Raw genomic sequence first — 17,878 nt, 5'->3', positions numbered from 1 at the left:
TCGACTGGATGGCATTCGTCATTGTTCTCGCGGCGGCCCTCGCCGGCACGGTCGCGGTCGTTGGCTTCTACTCCCTCGGCCTGAAGATGCTCGTGCGTGCCGGTCGGGTGCCGGTGGTCAGCCCGGCCGAGTTCACAGACGCCATCACCGTCCTGACGCCGGCAGAAATCAAGTCAGCCGCGAAGAAGGCCGCGAAGGCAGCACGGAAGAACCCACTGTCTCCGCTGCAGAAGAAGATCGCGCAGTTCGCCGCGTATGCCTGCTTCACACTGTGCGGAGCGGCCGTCCTGTTCGGAATCTACCTGATCGTCCCCGCCCTTCACGGCTGATCGGGACAGCTCTCAGGGAGGGCTTTTCATCAACGCACAAAGGCCGCACTGCAAAGCAGTGCGGCCTTTGTTGTGCCGGGGATCCCTGGGTCAGTCGGTGCCGCGCAGCCGCCCAAGCGTATTCATGACGTGGTAGATCACGATCGCCGCTATGGTGCCGAGCGCGATGCCGTTGAAGATCACGTCGCCGAACTGCCAGGTGTAGTTGGCAATGCCGATGATGAGTGCGGTCGCAGCAGTGAACTGGTTCTTCGGCTTCGAGAAATCGACCTTGTTGTCCAGCCAGATCTTCACACCGATGATGCCGATGAGTCCGTACAACGCCGTGGTCACCCCGCCGAGTACGCCGGCGGGAATCGTGTTGATGACCGCGCCAACCTTCGGCGACAGGCCGAGCAGGATGGCGACGATCCCCGCGACCCAGTACGCCGCAGTCGAGTAGACACGGGTGGCCGCCATGACGCCGATGTTCTCGCCATATGTCGTGGTTGCCGACCCGCCGCCCATACCGGCGATGATGGTGGCGAAGCCATCGGCGAAGAGCCCGCGCCCCGTGAGCTTGTTGATCGACTGGTCATCAACCATCTGCGCGACGCCACGGATGTGGCCGACGTTCTCGGCGATGAGCACAAGCACAACGGGCAGGAACGCGGGCAGAATTGCCCACAACTCAGGGTTGGTGAACGGGTTAGCCGGACTGTTGAACTCCGGCAGGCCGATCCACGCCGCCTTTCCGACGCTGTCGAAGTTCACCTCACCGAGCAGGACCGCGGCGATGTAACCGACGACAACACCGACGAGGATCGACATCCGTCCGAGGATGCCCTTGAACAGCACAGAAGCCAGAACCACGGCCGACAGGGTGATGGTCGCAGTGAGCGGTGCCTGCTGGAAGTTGTTCCACGCCGCAGGGCCCAGGTTGAAGCCGATCAACGCAACGATGGCGCCCGCTACAACGGGAGGCATGAGCGCGTTGATCCAGCCGATTCCGGTGAGCTGAACGAGCAGCCCGACGAGGGCGAGGAGGATTCCGACGATGACGATGCCGAACAGGGCGCTACCCATTCCTTCAGCGGTTGTCGCGACGGTAATGGGAGCGATGAAGGCGAACGACGAGCCCAGGTAGCTGGGGAGCCGGTTCTTCGTGATCAGCAGGAATAGCAGCGTCCCGAGTCCCGAGAACAGCAGCGTTGTTGAGGGCGGGAAGCCCGTGAGGATGGGGACGAGGAACGTCGCTCCGAACATGGCGACGACGTGTTGCGCCCCGAGTCCGATCATGCGAGGCCATGTCAGTCGTTCGGCAGGTCCAACGACCTCAAGGGCTCCAACGTTCTTTCCGTCGCCATGCAGTTTCCAGGGCAGCGCCATTCGGTCTCTTCTCGTTCAGGGGGCGTGGTCCTCCGTTACCGTACCGGCAAACCGACCGGGTGCGCGAAGGAGCATCGAGCTGGCAATAAACTGGAAGTCTGCGCGCAGCGCGTGGAGCCGCCGTCACACACGGTGCGTGTTCCCGTCTCGCTGGCCGGAACAATCCCATCTCCTTTTTCGGAAAGGCCCCTGAGTGGCATCCACATCTGCGCCAACCATCAAAGATCGCATCGACGGATTCTTCGAAATCACGAAGCGAGGATCCACGTTCGGCGGTGAGCTCCGAGGAGGACTCGTCACGTTCGTGGCGATGGCGTACATCGTCGTCCTCAACCCGATCATCCTGTCTGGCGGCGTGGACGTCGACGGTGAGTCGCTTGGCTTCGCCCAACTGTCCGCTGTCACTGCGCTGACCGCCGGAGTGATGACGATCCTGTTCGGGCTGGTGGCACGACTGCCATTCGCTTTCGCGGCAGGCCTCGGAATCAACTCGTTCCTCGCATTCAGCGTCGTCGGCCAGGTCACCTGGGCCGAGGCGATGGGGCTCGTTGTCATCAACGGTCTGTTCATCGTGCTCCTCGCCGCGACAGGCCTGCGACGACTCATCTTCGAAGCGGTTCCGATCCAGCTGAAAATCGGCATCACCGTCGGTATCGGCCTTTTCATCGCCTTCATCGGACTCGTGAACGCAGGTTTCGTCACGACGACGAAACAGCCGTCGCCTCCGATCGGGCTCGGGCTCGACGGCTCAGTCGCCACGCTGCCGACCGTGATCTTCGTGATCACCGTGCTGCTCGGCGGTGTTCTTGTCGCCCGCAGAGTTAAGGGTGCGCTGCTTATCGCCATCCTCTCTGGCACTGTGCTCGCCGTGATCGCCGAACTCATCTGGAAGGTCGGCGCTTCCAACGGAGGCGAGAACCCCGGCGGCTGGAGCCTCTCGGTTCCCGCGCTTCCGACACAGATCTTCAGCGTTCCCGACCTGGGCCTTCTCGGTGCGTTCAACTTCGGTGCGTTCGAGCGCATCGGTGTCCTCGCGGCACTCATGCTCGTCTTCACTCTGGTCTTCACGAACTTCTTCGACGCCATGGGAACGATGACCGGGCTGAGCAAGGAAGCCGACGTCGCCGATGAGAAGGGGAACTTCCCACGGATCAAGTCGGCGCTCATCGTCGAGGGTGTCGGGGCTGTCGCCGGTGGCGCTGCGTCTGCCTCATCCAACACGGTCTTCGTCGAGTCCGGCGCCGGAATCGGCGAGGGCGCTCGAACTGGGCTCGCCAACATCGTCACCGGTGTGCTCTTCCTCCTGGCCATGTTCCTGACCCCGCTGACGAGCATCGTGCCGAGCGAAGTGGCATCCGCTGCCCTCGTCCTCGTCGGCGCAATGATGATGGCCCAGATCAAGGACATCGTCTGGACCGACTTCTCGGTCAGCTTCCCTGTCTTCATCACCATCGCTGTCATGCCGTTCACCTTCTCGATCGCAAACGGCATCGGCGCAGGCTTCATCGCCTGGGTTATTCTCCGAGCGTTCAGCGGCAAGGCTCGCGAAATCAGCCCGCTGCTGTGGGTTGTTGCGCTCGGCTTCCTCGTCTACTTCGCACGCGGACCTATCGAAATGCTTTTCGCCTAACCTTGACATCCTGACCAAAGCGGGCCGCCGGTGCACACCGGTGGCCCGCTCTGTGTTGTGACGCGCGACATGCACGGTCATGAGCCAGCGCTCTGTCTGTACCCGGAACTAGGCTGGGCGCATGGTTCAGCTCGGTCAATATCCCCCAGCACGCCAGGTGCTCGTTCACCTCAGCGACACCCATTTCCTCGCCGGTGGAGCCCCTCTCCACGGCGACCTCCCGGCAGAGTCGAACCTCGAACGCGCGCTCGAACAGGTCGAGCTCATGGGCATCCGCCCCTCGGCTCTCGTCTTCACCGGTGACCTCACAGATCTTGGAGAGACGGATGCTTACGCTCGCCTTCGCGAGCGCGTCGAGCCGGTTGCTGAGCGCCTCGGCGCCCAGATCATCTGGCTCATGGGTAACCACGACGAACGGGCGCCGATGCGCTCGGCACTGCTCGACCAGGAGCCAACTGACGGGCCAATCGACACGGTCTGGGACCTCGGCGGGCTGCGCTTCATCGGCCTCGACACCAGCGTGCCCGGCTTTCACCACGGCGAGCTGTCCGATGCTCAGCTCGACTGGCTGGACAGTGTCCTCGACTCCCCGTCACGGTACGGCACAGTGATCGGCATGCACCACCCGCCGGTCCCGGCTCCTCAGCCGCTGTTTGATCTTCTCGAGCTGCGCGAGCAGCGCCCGTTTGCCGAGGTGCTCGCTGGGCGCGACGTTCGGGCCATCCTCGCGGGGCATCTCCATTACGCCCTGAACTCCACCTTCGCCGATGTACCCGTGTCCGTTGCAGCGGCCAGCTGTTACACGATGAACCTGTCGAATTCACCACGGGCGACGAACGGAATGAATGGCGGCCAGTCGTTCAACCTCGTTCATGTGTATGACGAACAAATCACACACTCGGTCGTGCCCATCGGCGATTTTGCAACGGCCGACACCTTCTCAGCCGAGTTCATCGCCGAAATGGAGGCGCTCTCGCCCGAAGAGCGCATCGAAGCTTTCTCGCGCAAGCCCTGACCGAGTCCGGGCCGGTTGGTGCCCTGATGAAAGGGGTACAGTCGGAAGTGTCCTGCCACAAGCACACGACACAACAGGCAACGGAGCCACAGTGAGAAACACCATGCCCGCCACGAGCGGAATTATCATCGACGAAGAAAGCGCAGTGAGGTTCAGAGTGAATTCATCCGGACAGACTCGGACCGAAACGGATTCGCTCGGATCTCTAGAGATCCCGGCCGAAGCATATTGGGGAATCCACACGGCTCGCGCCCTCGAAAACTTCCCCATCTCAAAACGCCCGATCTCGGTTTACCCCGACCTGGTGAGCGCCCTGGCCAGCGTCAAACAGGCGGCCGCGCGCACGAACATGGAGCTCGGAGCGTTGAGCCGCGAAAAGGGCGCTTTCATCGACCAGGCGTGCCAGCGCGTCATCGACGGAGACTTCCACGATCAGTTCGTCGTCGGGGTCATCCAGGGCGGCGCTGGTACCTCGACCAACATGAACGCCAACGAGGTCATCACCAACATTGCGCTCGAGCTGGCCGGAAGGCCCAAGGGCGACTATTCCTACCTGTCACCCATCGACCACACCAACCGCAGCCAGTCGACGAACGACGTTTACCCGACAGCTATCAAGATCGCCCTGTCGTTCTCGTTGCAGACGCTGCTCGACGAACTCGAATACCTCAAGGAATCGTTTACACGAAAGTCTGCTGAATTCCGCCATGTCCTCAAGGTCGGACGCACCCAGCTGCAGGATGCCGTACCGATGACGCTCGGCCAGGAGTTCCACGGATTTGCGACGACGCTCGGCGAGGATCATGCCCGGCTCAACGAAGCGCGCTGGCTGCTTGCCGAGATCAACCTTGGCGCTACGGCCATCGGCACCGGCATCACGGCCGATCCGCGATACGCATCTGCCGTCGTCAAACACCTCAACCGCATCACAGGTCTAACCCTCGAGACAGCACCTGACCTCATCGAGGCGACGAGCGACGCGGGTGGTTTCATGTCGTTCAGCGGAACCCTCAAGCGGTCAGCCATCAAGCTCTCCAAAATCTGCAACGACCTCCGGCTGTTGTCGAGCGGACCGCAAGCGGGCTTCGGCGAGATCAACCTCCCGCCGGTGCAGGCTGGGTCAAGCATCATGCCAGGCAAGGTAAACCCGGTGATCCCCGAGGTCGTCAACCAGGTCGCCTTCTCGGTTGTGGGTGCAGACATGACTGTGACGATGGCAGCGGAGGCCGGGCAGCTCCAGCTCAACGCCTTCGAACCGGTGATCGCCCATTCGCTGCTGCAGAGCATCACCTGGATGACTCAGGCGTGCCACACCCTGCGCGTCAACTGCATCGACGGCATCACGGCCAACCTGGAACGACTCGAGACCATGGTGGGCTCCTCGGTTGGTGTGATCACAGCCCTGACGCCGTTCATCGGGTACTCGGCGGCAGCCGCTCTGGCGAAGACAGCCCTCCTGACGCGGAGGAACATTGCCGACCTCGTCGTTGAGTCCGAACTGATGACGCGCGAGGAAGTCACTCGCCAGCTTTCCCCAGCCCGGCTCTCCGGACTTGAGGCAGCGACGACAGCGATTCCCATCATCGATGGAGCAGAACGACCGCACGCGGTCGGCGACGAAGTGACGACGTCGGTTGAGGGATCGAACCTGGACTGAGCGTCCGGCAGCCAACATACTGGCACGATGAGTGATCGTCAGGCGGCCAGGCCGCTCGTCGTGGCACCCAGCCGTTCGGACCAGAACCGCGAGGCCGGTTCGCTCCCGGGAGCGGCGATTGTGGCGCGGGTCCGTCGGTTATTGATCGTCGCGGTCGGCGCCCTCCTCGGGTACTCGGTGCTCGCGTCGGCGAGTTCCGGCTTCTGCCCTGGCGGCGTCAACTCTGACGGTGGGTTCCTCGACGCGAGCGGGGCCGCTGTGGATGCGGCGCCGTTGTGCGTGCAGCTCACTCTCCGCCCCAGCGTCGTTGTCTACCTCGCGGTGGCCGGAATCGTGCTCTTCGCGCTCGGTCGCGTGCTCCGCACGGCCGAAGACGAGCACTCAGCGCGCCGAATCCTCGATCGCGCAGCCCTCCTCGTCATGGCCACCGTCGTGGCATGCGTCGTTATCAGCCAGGTGTGGTTCGCGATGCTGCCGATCACCGAGTGGGATGGCACCGGCACGTTCGTCTACCCGTTCCCCTTCGGCTCCGTCGACATGGTCACCACACCGATGACCGGATAGGTCCAGGGAAAGGCCCCGTTAGCTCATCCGGCAGTGAGTGGTGAGCGAACCGACGCCCTCAACCGCAACCGTCACCGTCGACCAGTCCCGCAGGAAGACCTGCGGCTCACGCGAGTAACCCGCTCCGCCTGGGCTTCCCGTTGAGATCAGGGTGCCAGGCAGCAGTGTCGCCGAGCGAGACAGGTGCGCGATGAGCTTGGCCACGCTGCGCACCATCAAACCGGTCGTCGAGTCCTGCATCAGGTGCCCGTCGAGCATGGTTGTGACGTGCAGCGCCTGCGGATCAGCGATTTCATCCCGAGTCACAACTGTGGGGCCTGTGGGGGTGAAGCCGTCGAAAGACTTGCACCTGCTCCACTGCGTCTCCGAGAACTGGATGTCACGCGCTGTGATGTCGTTGACGACCGTGTACCCGAAAACGTAATCGAGGGCATCCGCTTCGGAGACGTCCTTCGCGGGCTTGCCGATGATGACGCCCAATTCGGCTTCGTAGTCAATTGATTCGCTGAGCGACCGGGGCCAGGCGGTTGTGCCACCGTGACCGGCGAGCGAGTTTGGCCAGAGCGAGAACACGGTGGGAGCGGCGTCGGCTTTGACGTTCAACTCGGAGGAGTGCGCTGAATAGTTGAGTCCGATGGCAATGATCTGCGGCGGGCGAAGCACCGCAGACGCATGAGTGAGCTGTGACAGCGGCGTTGGTTCGACGCCCTGCGCAACCGCTGCCTGCGACAGCGCCGTCACACGGGCCAGCTCGTCGTCACCCCGTTCGAGCAGCTCCTGCAGGTCGGCAGGCGCGTCGTCGAGGATTTCATCGAGGAAGACGGCCCCTTCGCCAAAAACCACCGCAAGACGAGCGGGGGAGATGCCGGGAGCGGTCGGGTGGGCGTCATCGATCAGGTGTGCAAATCTCACTCCTTCAGGCTAGCCGACGGTGCAGCCAGAGCGGGCGCAGTGCTGATGCAGGAACCAGTACGCTATTCCAATGGCGAACGAGTTTCCTGGTGGTTATCCGTCCACTCCGCACAACAGCGCTTCAGGCGGGCACGGCGTCCATCAGCCGCTCCAGGTCTATACGGGCGCCGCGTACTCGAACCCGGCAGGCTTCGGTCAGCCCGTCTACACTCAGCCGGTCGCCCCGCACGCCTGGGTGCAGCCGGTCTGGACTCAGCCCGTGTCACGGACGCCCACCGGGGCCATCCTCGGCATCATCGGCGTCGCTCTTCTGTCGCTCGTGCTGCTGTGTGTGCTCGGTTACTTTGTGCTTTTCCTTGGACCAGCAGCAACGCTCGTCGGCTTTCTCATCGCGCTTCTCCCGCTCGGCGTCGTGCTCGCAGCGGTTCGGTGGATCGACAGGTGGGAGCCTGAACCCCGGCTCGCCCTGCTTTTTGGTTTCCTCTGGGGCGCCGCCGCCTCCATCGCCATCGCGCTTCTCGTGGGACTCACCATCGAAATCGCCGCAATCGCAACGACGGGGGAGAGCACTGCGACGTTCCTCCAGGCAGCTCTTCAGGCGCCGATCGTCGAGGAGACCGCGAAGGGTATCGGCGTGCTCATTCTCTTCTTCGCGACGCGAAAACACTTCACAGGGCCGGTTGACGGTCTCGTCTACGCGGCGATCGTCGCGGCTGGCTTCGCCTTCACCGAGAACATCCAGTACTTCGCCATCGCCCTCGTCGAAGGTGGAATTGGCGAACTCTCCGCGACCTTCTTCATGCGCGCCATCCTCGCGCCGTTCGCCCACGTCACGTTCACGGCACTCATTGGTCTCGCGATCGGCGTTGCCGCCCTCCGGAACGGCAGGGGACTGATCGGCTGGTTCAGCCTTGGGCTGATCGGAGCCATCCTGCTGCACGCACTGTGGAACGGATCGCTCTTCTTCATCTCTTCGCTCGAGTCGTACGCGCTGTACTACGGCCTGATCCAGGTGCCGATCTTCGTCGCCCTCATCGTCATGACGATTCTCGTCCGCAGGCACGAGATCCGGCTGACCCATGCTCGGCTGAGCGAATACGCCGCCGCCGGGTGGTTCGTCCCGGCCGAGGTGCAGATGCTTGCATCGTGGTCCGGGCGTCGCCAGGCGATTTCTTGGGCGCGCACCCTTCCGGGCAATAAGGCCGGCGTTATGAAACAATTTGCACAGGATGCCACGCGTCTCGCGTTCACCCGCCAACGCATCATCACCGGACGCAATGACCTCGTTCACCGCGAGACTGAGCAGGAGCTGCTCGCGGCTGTTGCGAACGATCGCCAGGTGCTGCTCGGTCCCTGACGTTCTTCGCTGCAGCCGTCGCCGAACTATTCTCGGCCCCACGTTAAGAACTCATCGCCCGGTGCTGCGGCAATGCCGGCAAGTCGACTGGGCGATGAGTTACTCGTTATCAGGATGCACCCGCTCCGCCCGGAATGCAAGAGTTTTTCGGTGGGACAGGCTCCCGTTTCCTGGGCGATCGAGCAGTCGTTACGTGGCGGAGGAAGGATACCGCACCGGACGCTCACTTTTGACGCGCGCTCATGAAGGCGGTTGTATTGTCACATGACCCAATCGCAGAACACCAAGCCCGAAATCGACGCCCCAGAGGGTCCAGCACCGTCGGAACTCGAGGTCGTCGACATCACCGTCGGTGAGGGAGACGAAGCACAGGCATCCTCCACCGTCAACGTGCACTACCTCGGCGTCAGCTACGACACCGGTGACGAGTTCGACTCGTCATGGAGCCGCGGCGAGCCGATCAACTTCCCGCTCTCCAACCTCATCCGTGGCTGGCAAGAGGGTATCCCCGGCATGAAGGTCGGCGGACGTCGCAAGATCACCTGCCCGCCCGCGCTTGCATACGGGCCAGCGGGCAGCGGACACCCGCTCAGCGGCCAGACCCTCATCTTCGTCATCGACCTCCTGGGCGTGAAGTAGAAAATTGAACGTCTCAGAGCTCGTTCTTGAGCTGAGTGACACGATCCCCGACTTTCCGAAGTCGGGGATCGTGTTTCGTGACCTGACGCCTGTCTTCGCGGACGCGGATGCCTTCACAGCGGTTATCGATGACCTGGCAGCACGATTTCATGGCCGGTTTGATGCGGTCGTCGGCGTCGAGGCTCGAGGGTTCCTCCTGGCGGCGGCCATTGCATACGCCGAGCATGTTCCGCTTGTTGCCGTGCGTAAGGCAGGCAAACTGCCCGGCGAGGTGCTCGCCGAGGACTACGCCCTCGAATACGGAACCGCCACGCTTGAAATCCGGCCGGGCCAGCTGGCCCAGGGCAGCCGGGTGCTCATCGTTGACGACGTGCTCGCAACGGGTGGAAGCTCGTCGGCCGCAGCTCGGCTGGTCGAGCGCTCAGGCTATTCGGTCGCAGGCATCGGGCTCGTCCTCGAGCTCGACGGACTCGGCGGTCGAGAGCGCCTCGGTGCATACGATGTCTACTCGATCGTCGCTGAACGCGCTTAAACTCCCTGTCAATTTCGCCCCGTTTGGGTGTTCCGGACGGGGCGAAATCGGTTTAATGCTCGATGCTCCAGCTGGCGAGGTAGAGAACGACCGTGAGAAGGGGAAAGAACCCCTGCACGAAGGCTGCGCGCAGTCGGCCCTTGCCGCTTGTCGCAAGCACGATAGCGGCGGCAAGCATGCATCCAACGGCGAAAATCCCCAGCGCGAAACCGGCGTCTGTCCAGCCGATGCCGTACATGATCGACCCGATCAGGGCACCGATGCCGAGGAACAGGTTGTAGAAGCCCTGGTTATAGGCGAGCACTCTCGTCGTCTGGGCCTCCTCAGCACTCGCCAGGCCGAAACGCTTCCACACGGCGGGACGCGTCCACGCGAGGGATTCCCAATAGAAGATGAGCACGTGGACCGCGGCTGAGAGTGTGGCGGCGATCGTGATGAGGATGACCATGGGGTGAGCCTATTGCCCGTGTTGTCCCGGTGGCCAGCGTTCGGTTGCAGGTGGAACCGCTGGACCCGTTGGTGCGGCGCGGGTACACGGTTCCGGGAAGTAGTATGAACAAAGCGCACAAAAACCGAAGATCATGCACGCGCCGACGGGGAACACGCCATGGAATCGAAGAAACCACAACTCGACAGCACGGATCGTGCACTCCTGCGTGCGCTCTCCAGCAACGCCCGGGCCTCCGGGTCTCAGCTCGCGGCGGATCTCGGCCTGGCCGAATCGACGGTGTCTCTGCGGCTGCGCCGCCTGCACCAGTCAGGACACATCACCGGCTATCACGCAGACATCGATTTGGCCGTTCTCGGCGCACCGCTGCAGGCCCTCATCGCCGTGCAGCTCGCCCAGCACAACCGTGCCGACATCCAGAAGTTCCGAAAGGAAGCGCCGACCTGGCCTGGCGTGCTCTCGATGTTCCACATGGGCGGCAGGGACGACTACCTGATGCACGTCGCGGCACGAAGTACGGCTGACCTGCGGGAGTTTGTGGTGCAGTACCTCACAGGTCACCCCGCCGTCGCACACACGGAAACCAACCTCGTCTTCGAGCACGCCGCAGGAACGGGCTGGCAGCAACTTCTCGCCTAGTTCGGGAATGCGAGAGGCGTCCGACGCCTTGGACCTCTCGAAAGGTTGTGTTTGTGAAACTCTCTGTACTTGATCTCGTGCCCGTGCGCTCACGGCAGTCCTCCGCCAATGCGCTTGCCGCATCGGTTGACCTGGCCAAGGCGGCTGATGCCCTCGGCTACACCCGTTACTGGGTGGCCGAACACCACAACATGCCGTCAGTGGCGTCGACGAACCCCGCTGTCATCATCGGGATCCTCGCAGCACACACCGACAACATCCGTGTCGGTTCCGGTGGCGTCATGCTCCCGAACCACGCCCCGCTCGTTGTGGCCGAGCAGTTCGCGCTGCTCGAGGCGAGCGCTCCCGGCCGTATCGACCTCGGCATTGGCCGGGCCCCTGGGAGCGACCCGGTCGTCACGGCCGTGCTCAACCGGTCGGGTGCGACGAGCGATGTCAACCAGTTTCCGAATTACGTCAGCGACATTGTCGCGCTGCTCGGCGACGAGGGTGCGACGGTCAGGCTGACCAGCGGAACCGAGTACGAACTGCGCGCGACGCCTGCGGCAACGAGCACCCCCGACGTGTGGCTGCTCGGGTCGAGCGACTACTCGGCGGCGCTCGCCGCTTCGCTCGGACTTCCTTACGTGTTCGCACACCACTTCGCAGGACACGGCGCCGAACGTGCCCTCGAGATCTACCGTGGGCAGTTCCGGCCGTCTGAGTTCCTTTCAGCACCACGCACCTTCGTGACAGCAAACGTCGTGGCCGCACCGACGGCATCCGAAGCGTATTCGCTTGCTCTCCCGAACCTGCAGCACATGGCGCGACTGCGCAGCAACGAAAAGCTCGGCAGGCTTGCCACCGTCGAGGAAGCCGCGAACACCACAATGACACCGCTGCAGGACGAGTTCATCGCCGGTTCGCTCGGCTCATGGATCATCGACGAACCTGTGGCAGCGGCTGAGCGCGTGCGTGAACTCGCGAAGCGTTTCGACGTCGACGAGGTCATGGTGTCGCCAGGGGCGTCAGCGTACGAGGCCGAGAGCTTGTCCGAGACGCCCGGCCGAGTGCAGACGTTGCGGTTGCTTGCCGAGCAGTTGCTTCCGTCCTGATCGCAACCTGATCACTCGAGCGTGCTGAACCCGCCAGAATAGGCAGATGACGTTACCTCAGAGCTCGCGGCTGGCGAGACTTGACGCCCTGCCATTCACGAAGAAGCACAGGAAACTCCTCGTCGGTTCCGGCGTCGGTTGGGCGCTGGACGCCATGGACGTCGGACTCATCTCGTTCGTCCTGGCGCAGCTCGCCGTCACCTGGCAGCTCGGAAGCACCGAGCTGAGCTGGATCGCGTCGGCTGGGTTCGTCGGCATGGCCGTGGGCGCCAGCCTCGGCGGACTGCTGGCCGACCGGCTCGGCCGCCGCCAGGTCTTCGCGATCACGCTGCTGGTGTTCGGCATCGCAACCGGAGCGGCCGCCCTGTCGTGGTCGCTCGGCGTGCTCATCGTGTTGCGCTTCATCGTCGGGCTCGGCCTGGGCGCCGAGCTTCCGGTCGCGTCGACGTACATGTCGGAGTTCGCGCCGCCACGCATCCGCGGACGCGTCATCGTGCTGCTCGAGGCGTTCTGGGCGGTCGGCTGGACCGTCGCTGCCCTGATCGGGTACTTCATCGTGCCCCTGAGCGACAACGGGTGGCGCTGGGCCCTGGCCATCGGTGCCGTGCCGGCGATCTACGCGGTGATCGTGCGATTCGCCATGCCCGAGTCCGTTCGCTTCCTCGAGGCACGTGGGCGCACCGCCGAGGCCGAAGCGACGGTGCGGTTGTTTGAGGAGTCTGCGGGGCGAGCGGATGCTGTCGCTCCCGTCAGCGAAACCGCTCAGGTTGATGAGGCGGCCGATTCCCGCACGGGGAACGTGTCCTCGGCCGTTCCGGCCGCACACCCTCGCCTGACCGCACGACAGCAGGTCGCCGCGCTCTGGGCGGCTTCGCACCGCACGCAGACTCTCGCCCTCTGGGTGGTCTGGTTCTGCGTCAACTTCTCCTACTACGGAGCGTTCGTGTGGCTCCCGTCGCTCCTCGTGGCATCCGGTTTCTCGCTTGTGAAGTCCTTCGAGTACACGCTCATCATCACGCTTGCGCAATTGCCGGGCTACCTCGTGGCGGCCTACCTCGTTGAGAAGTGGGGGCGGAACAAAACCCTGGCCGTTTTCCTCACCGGCTCGGCGTTGTCTGCGGTTGCGTTCGGCATGGCTGAACTCGAGTGGCAGGTGATCGGAGCTGGCATGCTGCTCTCATTCTTCAACCTTGGAGCGTGGGGTGCCCTGTACGCAGTGACGCCGGAGCTGTATCCGACCGAACTGCGTGCGACCGGGTCGGGGTGGGCAGCAGGCATCGGCCGCATCGCGTCGATTATCGCGCCGCTGCTCGTGCCGATCCTCACAGGCATCGGTGGAAGCGTGCTCTTGTTCAGCGTGTTTGCCGCGTTCTTCCTGGTCGCGGCCGGTGCAGCGCTCACGCTCGCCGACAAGCGAGGCAAGGCGCTCGAGGAGTTTGCTCCTCTCGCCGACCAGTCGGCCTGATCAGAAGCCCGTCGAACCGCGCTTCCTGGTGCGGCTCGACGGTGTGGGGCGCTCGGGCGTCGTGTCGAGGTGGCGGACACGATCGACAAGCTCACGCCAGCCGCCGGTGAGCGACTGCTCGGGGATGACCGCCTCCCTCGGCTCCGGCCGCGCAGCCGGAACCGGCTCGCACCGAATGCGGTAGATGTAGCGGTCGGGCTGCGGTGGCACCTGCCGCTGTGCGTCCCAGGGCAGGTCGCGCAGCAGCAGAAGCCACGAGTCCTCGTCGGGTTGTTCGTCGACGCGGACTTCCCAGCGCGTCGACAGCCCGGCAAAGCCGCCGCTTCGGGTCACGGTCACCTTCATGCCGGGAATGCTACTCCGGTTGCGCGATGACTCCTACAGTTTGCCAGCCGGAACGCACGGCTTCGGTTTCGCGGGACTCGTTGCCGAAGAGGCGTGACGCCACGGTGATCGTCGCCTCGGCGAACTGGCGGAAGTCTGTGTTCGCCTTGATCTCGGTGGTGAGTGTCTCGTACCAGATCTGCCCGGGCGCCTCCCAGGCGTTGCCGCCGATGGCGGTGGCGGCAAGGTAGAACGCGCGGTTGGGGATGCCTGAATTGAGGTGAACCCCGCCATTGTCGTCGTCGGTTTCGATGTACCCGCTCATGTCTGCGGGCTGAGGGTCTTTGCCGAGGACGTCATCGTCGTATGCGGTTCCCGGTGCCTTCATCGACCGGAGCGCCTGGCCCTCGACCTCGTCGGAGAAGATGCCCTCGCCGATGAGCCAGCTGGCCTCGTTCGCGCTCTGGCCTCGGGAATGCTGCTCGACGAGCGCACCGAACACATCGGAGACTGATTCGTTCAGTGCACCTGGCTGGCCGGAGTAGACCAGGTTTGCGGTGTACTGGGTGACCCCGTGGGCAAGTTCGTGGCCGATGACGCTCAACGAGTTGGTGAAGCCCACGAAGATCTGGCCATCACCGTCACCGAACACCATCTGGGTGCCGTCCCAGAACGCGTTGTCGTACGCCTCACCGAAGTGGACCGTGGCGGCAAGCGGAATGCCGTTGCCGTCGATGGAGTCCCGAGTGAAGGCCTCCCAGAAGAGCGCGTATGTGTCGCCAAGCCCGTCGTACGCCTCTGTGACGGTCTCATCACCCGTCGCCGGTTCACCCTCTGACCGCACCAGGCGGCCCGGCAGCTCCTCCGTATTTCCGGCATCCGAAATGAAGCGGGTCGGTTGGCCAGGCTCGCCCTGCCGCTGTGCAGCCTCGCCGCCCGAACGCATAGTTCGCTGCGGGGGAGCGGGCTCTCCCCTTCGTACCGAGCGGAACGGGGGCCCGGAGGTGAGGGCCCGCTTGGCGGCATTCGACGCGTGTTCGAGTCGCGGGTTGTTGAGATTGGCTATGTGGTCGAGAAGATACGGAGGCACGATGAAGCAGCGTGCGCTGGCGGTGCCCAAGTCGGTGTGCGTGCTCATGGCGAAAGTGTGGCACTGGCCGCCGACATCCGGGTCACCCTTGACAGGCGTTTTCGAGTTCCGGCGCCACCCAGAGGCGCAACGAGCAGCGGCTGGCGTTCCCTAGACTGCGGTCATGCGTTGTGGAATCATCATCCTTCCCCAGGACCAGTGGCCAGAGGCGAAGCGAAAGTGGCAGGGCGCTGAAGAGTTGGGGTTCGACTCGGCGTGGACCTATGACCACCTCTCCTGGCGAAGCCTCGCCGATGAGCCGTGGCAGGCGACAATACCAACGCTCACCGCGGCATCCGTTGTCACAAATCACATTCGACTTGGCACGATTGTCGCCTCGCCGAACTTCCGGCATCCCGTGCCGTTTGCGAAGGATATTGCAACGGTCGACGAGATCTCCGGCGGCCGGTTCGTGCTCGGCATCGGTGCTGGTGGCACCGGTTTCGACGCGTTCGTGCTTGGCGACGCCGAGCTGACTCCGCGTGAGCGGCACGACAGGTTCGCGGAATTCGTTTCTGATCTTGACGCCTTGCTGCGGTTTGAGCTGCCGGGAAGCGGCGGTGTCAGCTTCTCTGGGGACTGGTACACGGCGGTGGGTGCTCGCATGGTCGGCGAGCCGGCACAGCAACCGAGGGTGCCGTTCGTGGTCGCCGCGAACGGGCCGAAGGGCATGCGCGTCGCTGCGGAGTACGGCGCAGGCTGGGTGACCACTGGCGTCGACGGTGAGGTGGGTGACAACTGGTGGAAATCGGTGGCGTCGCTCGGTTCCCGATTTGAGGATGCCGCGTGGTCGGTCGGCACCGACCCATTGTCTGTGGAGAGATACCTGATGATCGACTCGGGCGGCTCTTTCGCGCTTGACAGTGTCGCACGCTTCGAAGACACCGTCGGCCGGGCCGCCGAGCTTGGGTTCACCGAGGTGCTCACCCACTGGCCGCGGGCGAACGGCATCTATGCCGGGGACGAGTCGGTGCTCGATGAGGTCGCAGCGCTGTTGCCTAAGCTGAGGGGATGAATATTCTCGACGCACCCGAGTCCGCCGGTCTGAACGGACTTGAGCAGTTGCAGGCCATGCTTGCTGCGGGGCAGATGCCGTCGATCTGCGAAACACTCGGGTTCGCTCTCGTTGAGGTGGGCAGGGGGAGTGCTGTGTTTGAGGGCACACCTGGCCCGCACGTTCTCAATCCGATCGGCTCTGTGCACGGCGGGTTCGCTGCTGCGCTGCTCGACTCAGCCTGCGGCACCGCTGTGCACACCCGGCTTTCGCCAACGCAGGGGTACACGATGCTTGAGCTCAAGACCTCGTATCACCGGCCGATGAGTGTCGACACGGGTCTGGTGCGCGCTGAGGCGAACCTCATCTCGTTCGGACGGCGCGCCGCTTTCGCGTCGGCTGCGCTGACGGATGTCGACGGTCGCGTTCTCGCGACGGCGACGTCGAGCCTGCTGGTGTTCGAGCGGTCGGCATAGGTCGTTCGCTCGGGGCGCCGGTCGTTCGTCTGGGTCGCGCTAGTCGGCTTGAGGGGAGTGGTCCAGGTGAACGCGAGTGATGGCATCCGTTTGAAGTAATTTCCCTCACTCGCCGAGAAGAACGGCGCCTGTCTCGTCGATACTCCAGGCCGGGTTGTGCGCGATCTCCCAGATGACGCCGTTCGGGTCTGTGACGTGGCCGTGGTAGCCACCGAATGCAGCGAACTGCGGTGTGGTGAGGGGTGTCGCGCCAGCGCTCAGGAGGGACTCGATCGTTTCGTCGACGAGAGCGGGGCTGTCAACGTTGTGCGACAGGGTGAGGCCTGACGGCTGCGCCGTTCCTGGGCGGTGGAGATCGTCATTGAACGCGCGAGCGTCGTACAGGCCAAGCGCGAGGCCAGGCCCGACCTGGAAGAAGATGATCTCGTTCGGTACGTCGACGAGCGGTTCCCAGCCGAGGGCCTCGCTGTAGAAGCTGCGGGCCGCGTCGAGATCGGCTGTGGCGATGGTGAGGAAGTGCAGACGGGGGTCCATGTTGTCAGCATGCCATCGGTGGGAATGTACGGGAAGACCACATTCCGCTGTACTGACCGGCGGTTGTGGGCCAGTGGGAGACAGCGGCCGGTCGCTGCGTGCGGTGTCGGGGCAGAGGCTGTCGGGGTGGCTAGAGCATCGGGATGAGCTCGTCCCGCACCCATGCGCGCAGGCTCGTTGGCGTCGTGGTCACGACCGAGCGCGCCTGCTCGGGAGCGAAGTCGTCGCGCAGTCCGGTTGACATGCCAAGCACCGCGTCGGCCAGGGTCGGCGGCATGCCGGCTGAAAGGTACTGCCGGTACATCTGGTCGTCGGGGATTCGTTCCACCTGCACCTCCCGACCGAGCTCGTGCGTCAGCGTTGCGGCGACGGACGACCAGGACAAATCTTCCGGTCCGTGCACAGCTTGGACGCGGCGGCCCGTCCAGCCTCGGTTCAGAAGGTTCAGCGCGGCCACCTCGGCGATGTCTCGCGGGGCCACCCAGCTCATCGGCAGGTCGAGTGGCAGCACGGTCTGGAGCTTTCCGGCCTTGATGGAGTCGATGTCCATCAGGAGGTTGGTGAAGAAATATCCGCACCGCAGGTGGGTCACATCTACGCCGAGCCCGTCGAGGGCGACCTCGGTCGCAGCCAGTCCGTCGATCTCCCCGGCGCCGTGGCGCTTCTCTGCGCCGACGCTGCTCTGAAATACGACACGCTCGATGCCGTTGCTGCGCACCGCGGCGGTGATCGCCTCGTTCGCTCGGGCGTAGTCCGAGAGGGGATTGGGGGA

The 17,878-nt window shown here is 63.9% G+C and carries 20 protein-coding genes; 13 read left to right on the top strand and 7 right to left on the bottom strand.

All coding sequences use genetic code 11. From position 1 onward, the window contains the following. Window positions 1-8 precede the first annotated feature (8 nt). Complete coding sequence (locus D9V28_RS13385; protein WP_121660420.1) at window positions 9-329, top strand: peptidase; 321 nt, start codon at window positions 9-11, stop codon at window positions 327-329. A gap of 90 nt (window positions 330-419) precedes the next feature. Here the strand turns inward: D9V28_RS13385 and D9V28_RS13380 are convergent, their stop codons facing one another. After that, window positions 420-1,697, bottom strand: a complete 1,278-nt coding sequence (locus D9V28_RS13380; RefSeq protein ID WP_121660257.1) for a uracil-xanthine permease family protein — start codon at window positions 1,695-1,697, stop codon at window positions 420-422. Between the two features lie 193 nt (window positions 1,698-1,890). Between D9V28_RS13380 and D9V28_RS13375 the strand changes: the two genes are divergently transcribed. The 4 genes from D9V28_RS13375 to D9V28_RS13360 all read left to right on the top strand — a co-directional run bounded on the left by D9V28_RS13375 (window position 1,891) and on the right by D9V28_RS13360 (window position 6,563). After that, window positions 1,891-3,327 carry an NCS2 family permease gene (locus tag D9V28_RS13375; RefSeq protein WP_121660256.1) on the top strand — a complete coding sequence of 479 codons (1,437 nt, stop codon included), beginning with the start codon at window positions 1,891-1,893 and terminating at the stop codon, window positions 3,325-3,327. A gap of 121 nt (window positions 3,328-3,448) precedes the next feature. Beyond that, window positions 3,449-4,342: a phosphodiesterase gene (locus tag D9V28_RS13370; RefSeq protein WP_121660255.1), complete on the top strand. Its 894-nt coding sequence runs from the start codon at window positions 3,449-3,451 to the stop codon at window positions 4,340-4,342. A gap of 103 nt (window positions 4,343-4,445) precedes the next feature. Further along, on the top strand, window positions 4,446-5,999 hold the full coding sequence (locus tag D9V28_RS13365; protein ID WP_121660254.1) for an aspartate ammonia-lyase: 1,554 nt from the start codon (window positions 4,446-4,448) through the stop codon (window positions 5,997-5,999). A 27-nt stretch (window positions 6,000-6,026) separates the two neighbouring features. After that, window positions 6,027-6,563, top strand: coding sequence for a hypothetical protein (locus D9V28_RS13360; RefSeq protein ID WP_229728120.1), 537 nt, complete (start codon window positions 6,027-6,029; stop codon window positions 6,561-6,563). Window positions 6,564-6,581: 18 nt separating this feature from the next. Here the strand turns inward: D9V28_RS13360 and D9V28_RS13355 are convergent, their stop codons facing one another. After that, window positions 6,582-7,475 carry a fumarylacetoacetate hydrolase family protein gene (locus D9V28_RS13355; RefSeq protein ID WP_121660253.1) on the bottom strand — a complete coding sequence of 298 codons (894 nt, stop codon included), beginning with the start codon at window positions 7,473-7,475 and terminating at the stop codon, window positions 6,582-6,584. 70 nt (window positions 7,476-7,545) lie between these two features. Between D9V28_RS13355 and D9V28_RS13350 the strand changes: the two genes are divergently transcribed. From D9V28_RS13350 to D9V28_RS13340, 3 genes are all read left to right on the top strand, one after another. Beyond that, window positions 7,546-8,832, top strand: coding sequence for a PrsW family intramembrane metalloprotease (locus tag D9V28_RS13350; RefSeq protein ID WP_121660252.1), 1,287 nt, complete (start codon window positions 7,546-7,548; stop codon window positions 8,830-8,832). A 264-nt stretch (window positions 8,833-9,096) separates the two neighbouring features. Continuing rightward, on the top strand, window positions 9,097-9,471 hold the full coding sequence (locus D9V28_RS13345) for an FKBP-type peptidyl-prolyl cis-trans isomerase (RefSeq protein WP_121660251.1): 375 nt from the start codon (window positions 9,097-9,099) through the stop codon (window positions 9,469-9,471). 4 nt (window positions 9,472-9,475) lie between these two features. Continuing rightward, on the top strand, window positions 9,476-10,003 hold the full coding sequence (locus D9V28_RS13340) for an adenine phosphoribosyltransferase (RefSeq protein ID WP_121660250.1): 528 nt from the start codon (window positions 9,476-9,478) through the stop codon (window positions 10,001-10,003). Window positions 10,004-10,055: 52 nt separating this feature from the next. On the opposite strand, the gene D9V28_RS13335 is transcribed toward D9V28_RS13340, so the two are convergent. Beyond that, window positions 10,056-10,451, bottom strand: coding sequence for a DUF1304 domain-containing protein (locus D9V28_RS13335; protein WP_121660249.1), 396 nt, complete (start codon window positions 10,449-10,451; stop codon window positions 10,056-10,058). A gap of 159 nt (window positions 10,452-10,610) precedes the next feature. On the opposite strand from D9V28_RS13335, the gene D9V28_RS13330 reads away from it, so the two are divergent. Genes D9V28_RS13330 through D9V28_RS13320 form a run of 3 tightly spaced genes read left to right on the top strand, consistent with a single transcriptional unit; the run spans window position 10,611 to window position 13,649 of the window. Then, window positions 10,611-11,090, top strand: a complete 480-nt coding sequence (locus D9V28_RS13330; RefSeq protein WP_121660248.1) for an Lrp/AsnC family transcriptional regulator — start codon at window positions 10,611-10,613, stop codon at window positions 11,088-11,090. Window positions 11,091-11,143: 53 nt separating this feature from the next. Next, window positions 11,144-12,184 (top strand): LLM class flavin-dependent oxidoreductase, encoded by a 1,041-nt coding sequence (locus D9V28_RS13325; RefSeq protein WP_229728122.1) that lies wholly within the window; start codon window positions 11,144-11,146, stop codon window positions 12,182-12,184. 46 nt (window positions 12,185-12,230) lie between these two features. Next, window positions 12,231-13,649, top strand: a complete 1,419-nt coding sequence (locus D9V28_RS13320; RefSeq protein ID WP_121660246.1) for an MFS transporter — start codon at window positions 12,231-12,233, stop codon at window positions 13,647-13,649. Here D9V28_RS13320 and D9V28_RS13315 read toward each other — a convergent pair whose 3' ends face one another. Then, on the bottom strand, window positions 13,650-13,994 hold the full coding sequence (locus D9V28_RS13315; RefSeq protein WP_121660245.1) for a protealysin inhibitor emfourin: 345 nt from the start codon (window positions 13,992-13,994) through the stop codon (window positions 13,650-13,652). A 10-nt stretch (window positions 13,995-14,004) separates the two neighbouring features. Next, window positions 14,005-15,111, bottom strand: coding sequence for a M4 family metallopeptidase (locus D9V28_RS13310; RefSeq protein ID WP_121660244.1), 1,107 nt, complete (start codon window positions 15,109-15,111; stop codon window positions 14,005-14,007). 115 nt (window positions 15,112-15,226) lie between these two features. Between D9V28_RS13310 and D9V28_RS13305 the strand changes: the two genes are divergently transcribed. Then, a complete protein-coding gene (locus D9V28_RS13305; RefSeq protein ID WP_121660243.1) occupies window positions 15,227-16,117 on the top strand; it encodes an LLM class flavin-dependent oxidoreductase in 891 nt (296 codons plus the stop codon). Next, window positions 16,114-16,572, top strand: coding sequence for a PaaI family thioesterase (locus D9V28_RS13300; protein ID WP_121660242.1), 459 nt, complete (start codon window positions 16,114-16,116; stop codon window positions 16,570-16,572). Before D9V28_RS13305 ends, D9V28_RS13300 begins: the two co-directional genes overlap by 4 nt. A gap of 105 nt (window positions 16,573-16,677) precedes the next feature. Here D9V28_RS13300 and D9V28_RS13295 read toward each other — a convergent pair whose 3' ends face one another. Together D9V28_RS13295 and D9V28_RS13290 are read right to left on the bottom strand one after the other, a co-directional pair. Further along, window positions 16,678-17,106: a VOC family protein gene (locus tag D9V28_RS13295; protein ID WP_121660241.1), complete on the bottom strand. Its 429-nt coding sequence runs from the start codon at window positions 17,104-17,106 to the stop codon at window positions 16,678-16,680. Window positions 17,107-17,236: 130 nt separating this feature from the next. After that, window positions 17,237-17,824 carry a Rossmann-fold NAD(P)-binding domain-containing protein gene (locus D9V28_RS13290; RefSeq protein WP_229728123.1) on the bottom strand — a complete coding sequence of 196 codons (588 nt, stop codon included), beginning with the start codon at window positions 17,822-17,824 and terminating at the stop codon, window positions 17,237-17,239. Window positions 17,825-17,878 lie beyond the last annotated feature (54 nt).

This window comes from Mycetocola zhadangensis (assembly GCF_003668565.1).
GTDB lineage: Bacteria > Actinomycetota > Actinomycetes > Actinomycetales > Microbacteriaceae > Mycetocola_A > Mycetocola_A zhadangensis.
The sequence above is the reverse complement of the archived record's forward strand: the minus strand, read 5'-3'. Positions and strand labels throughout refer to the sequence as shown.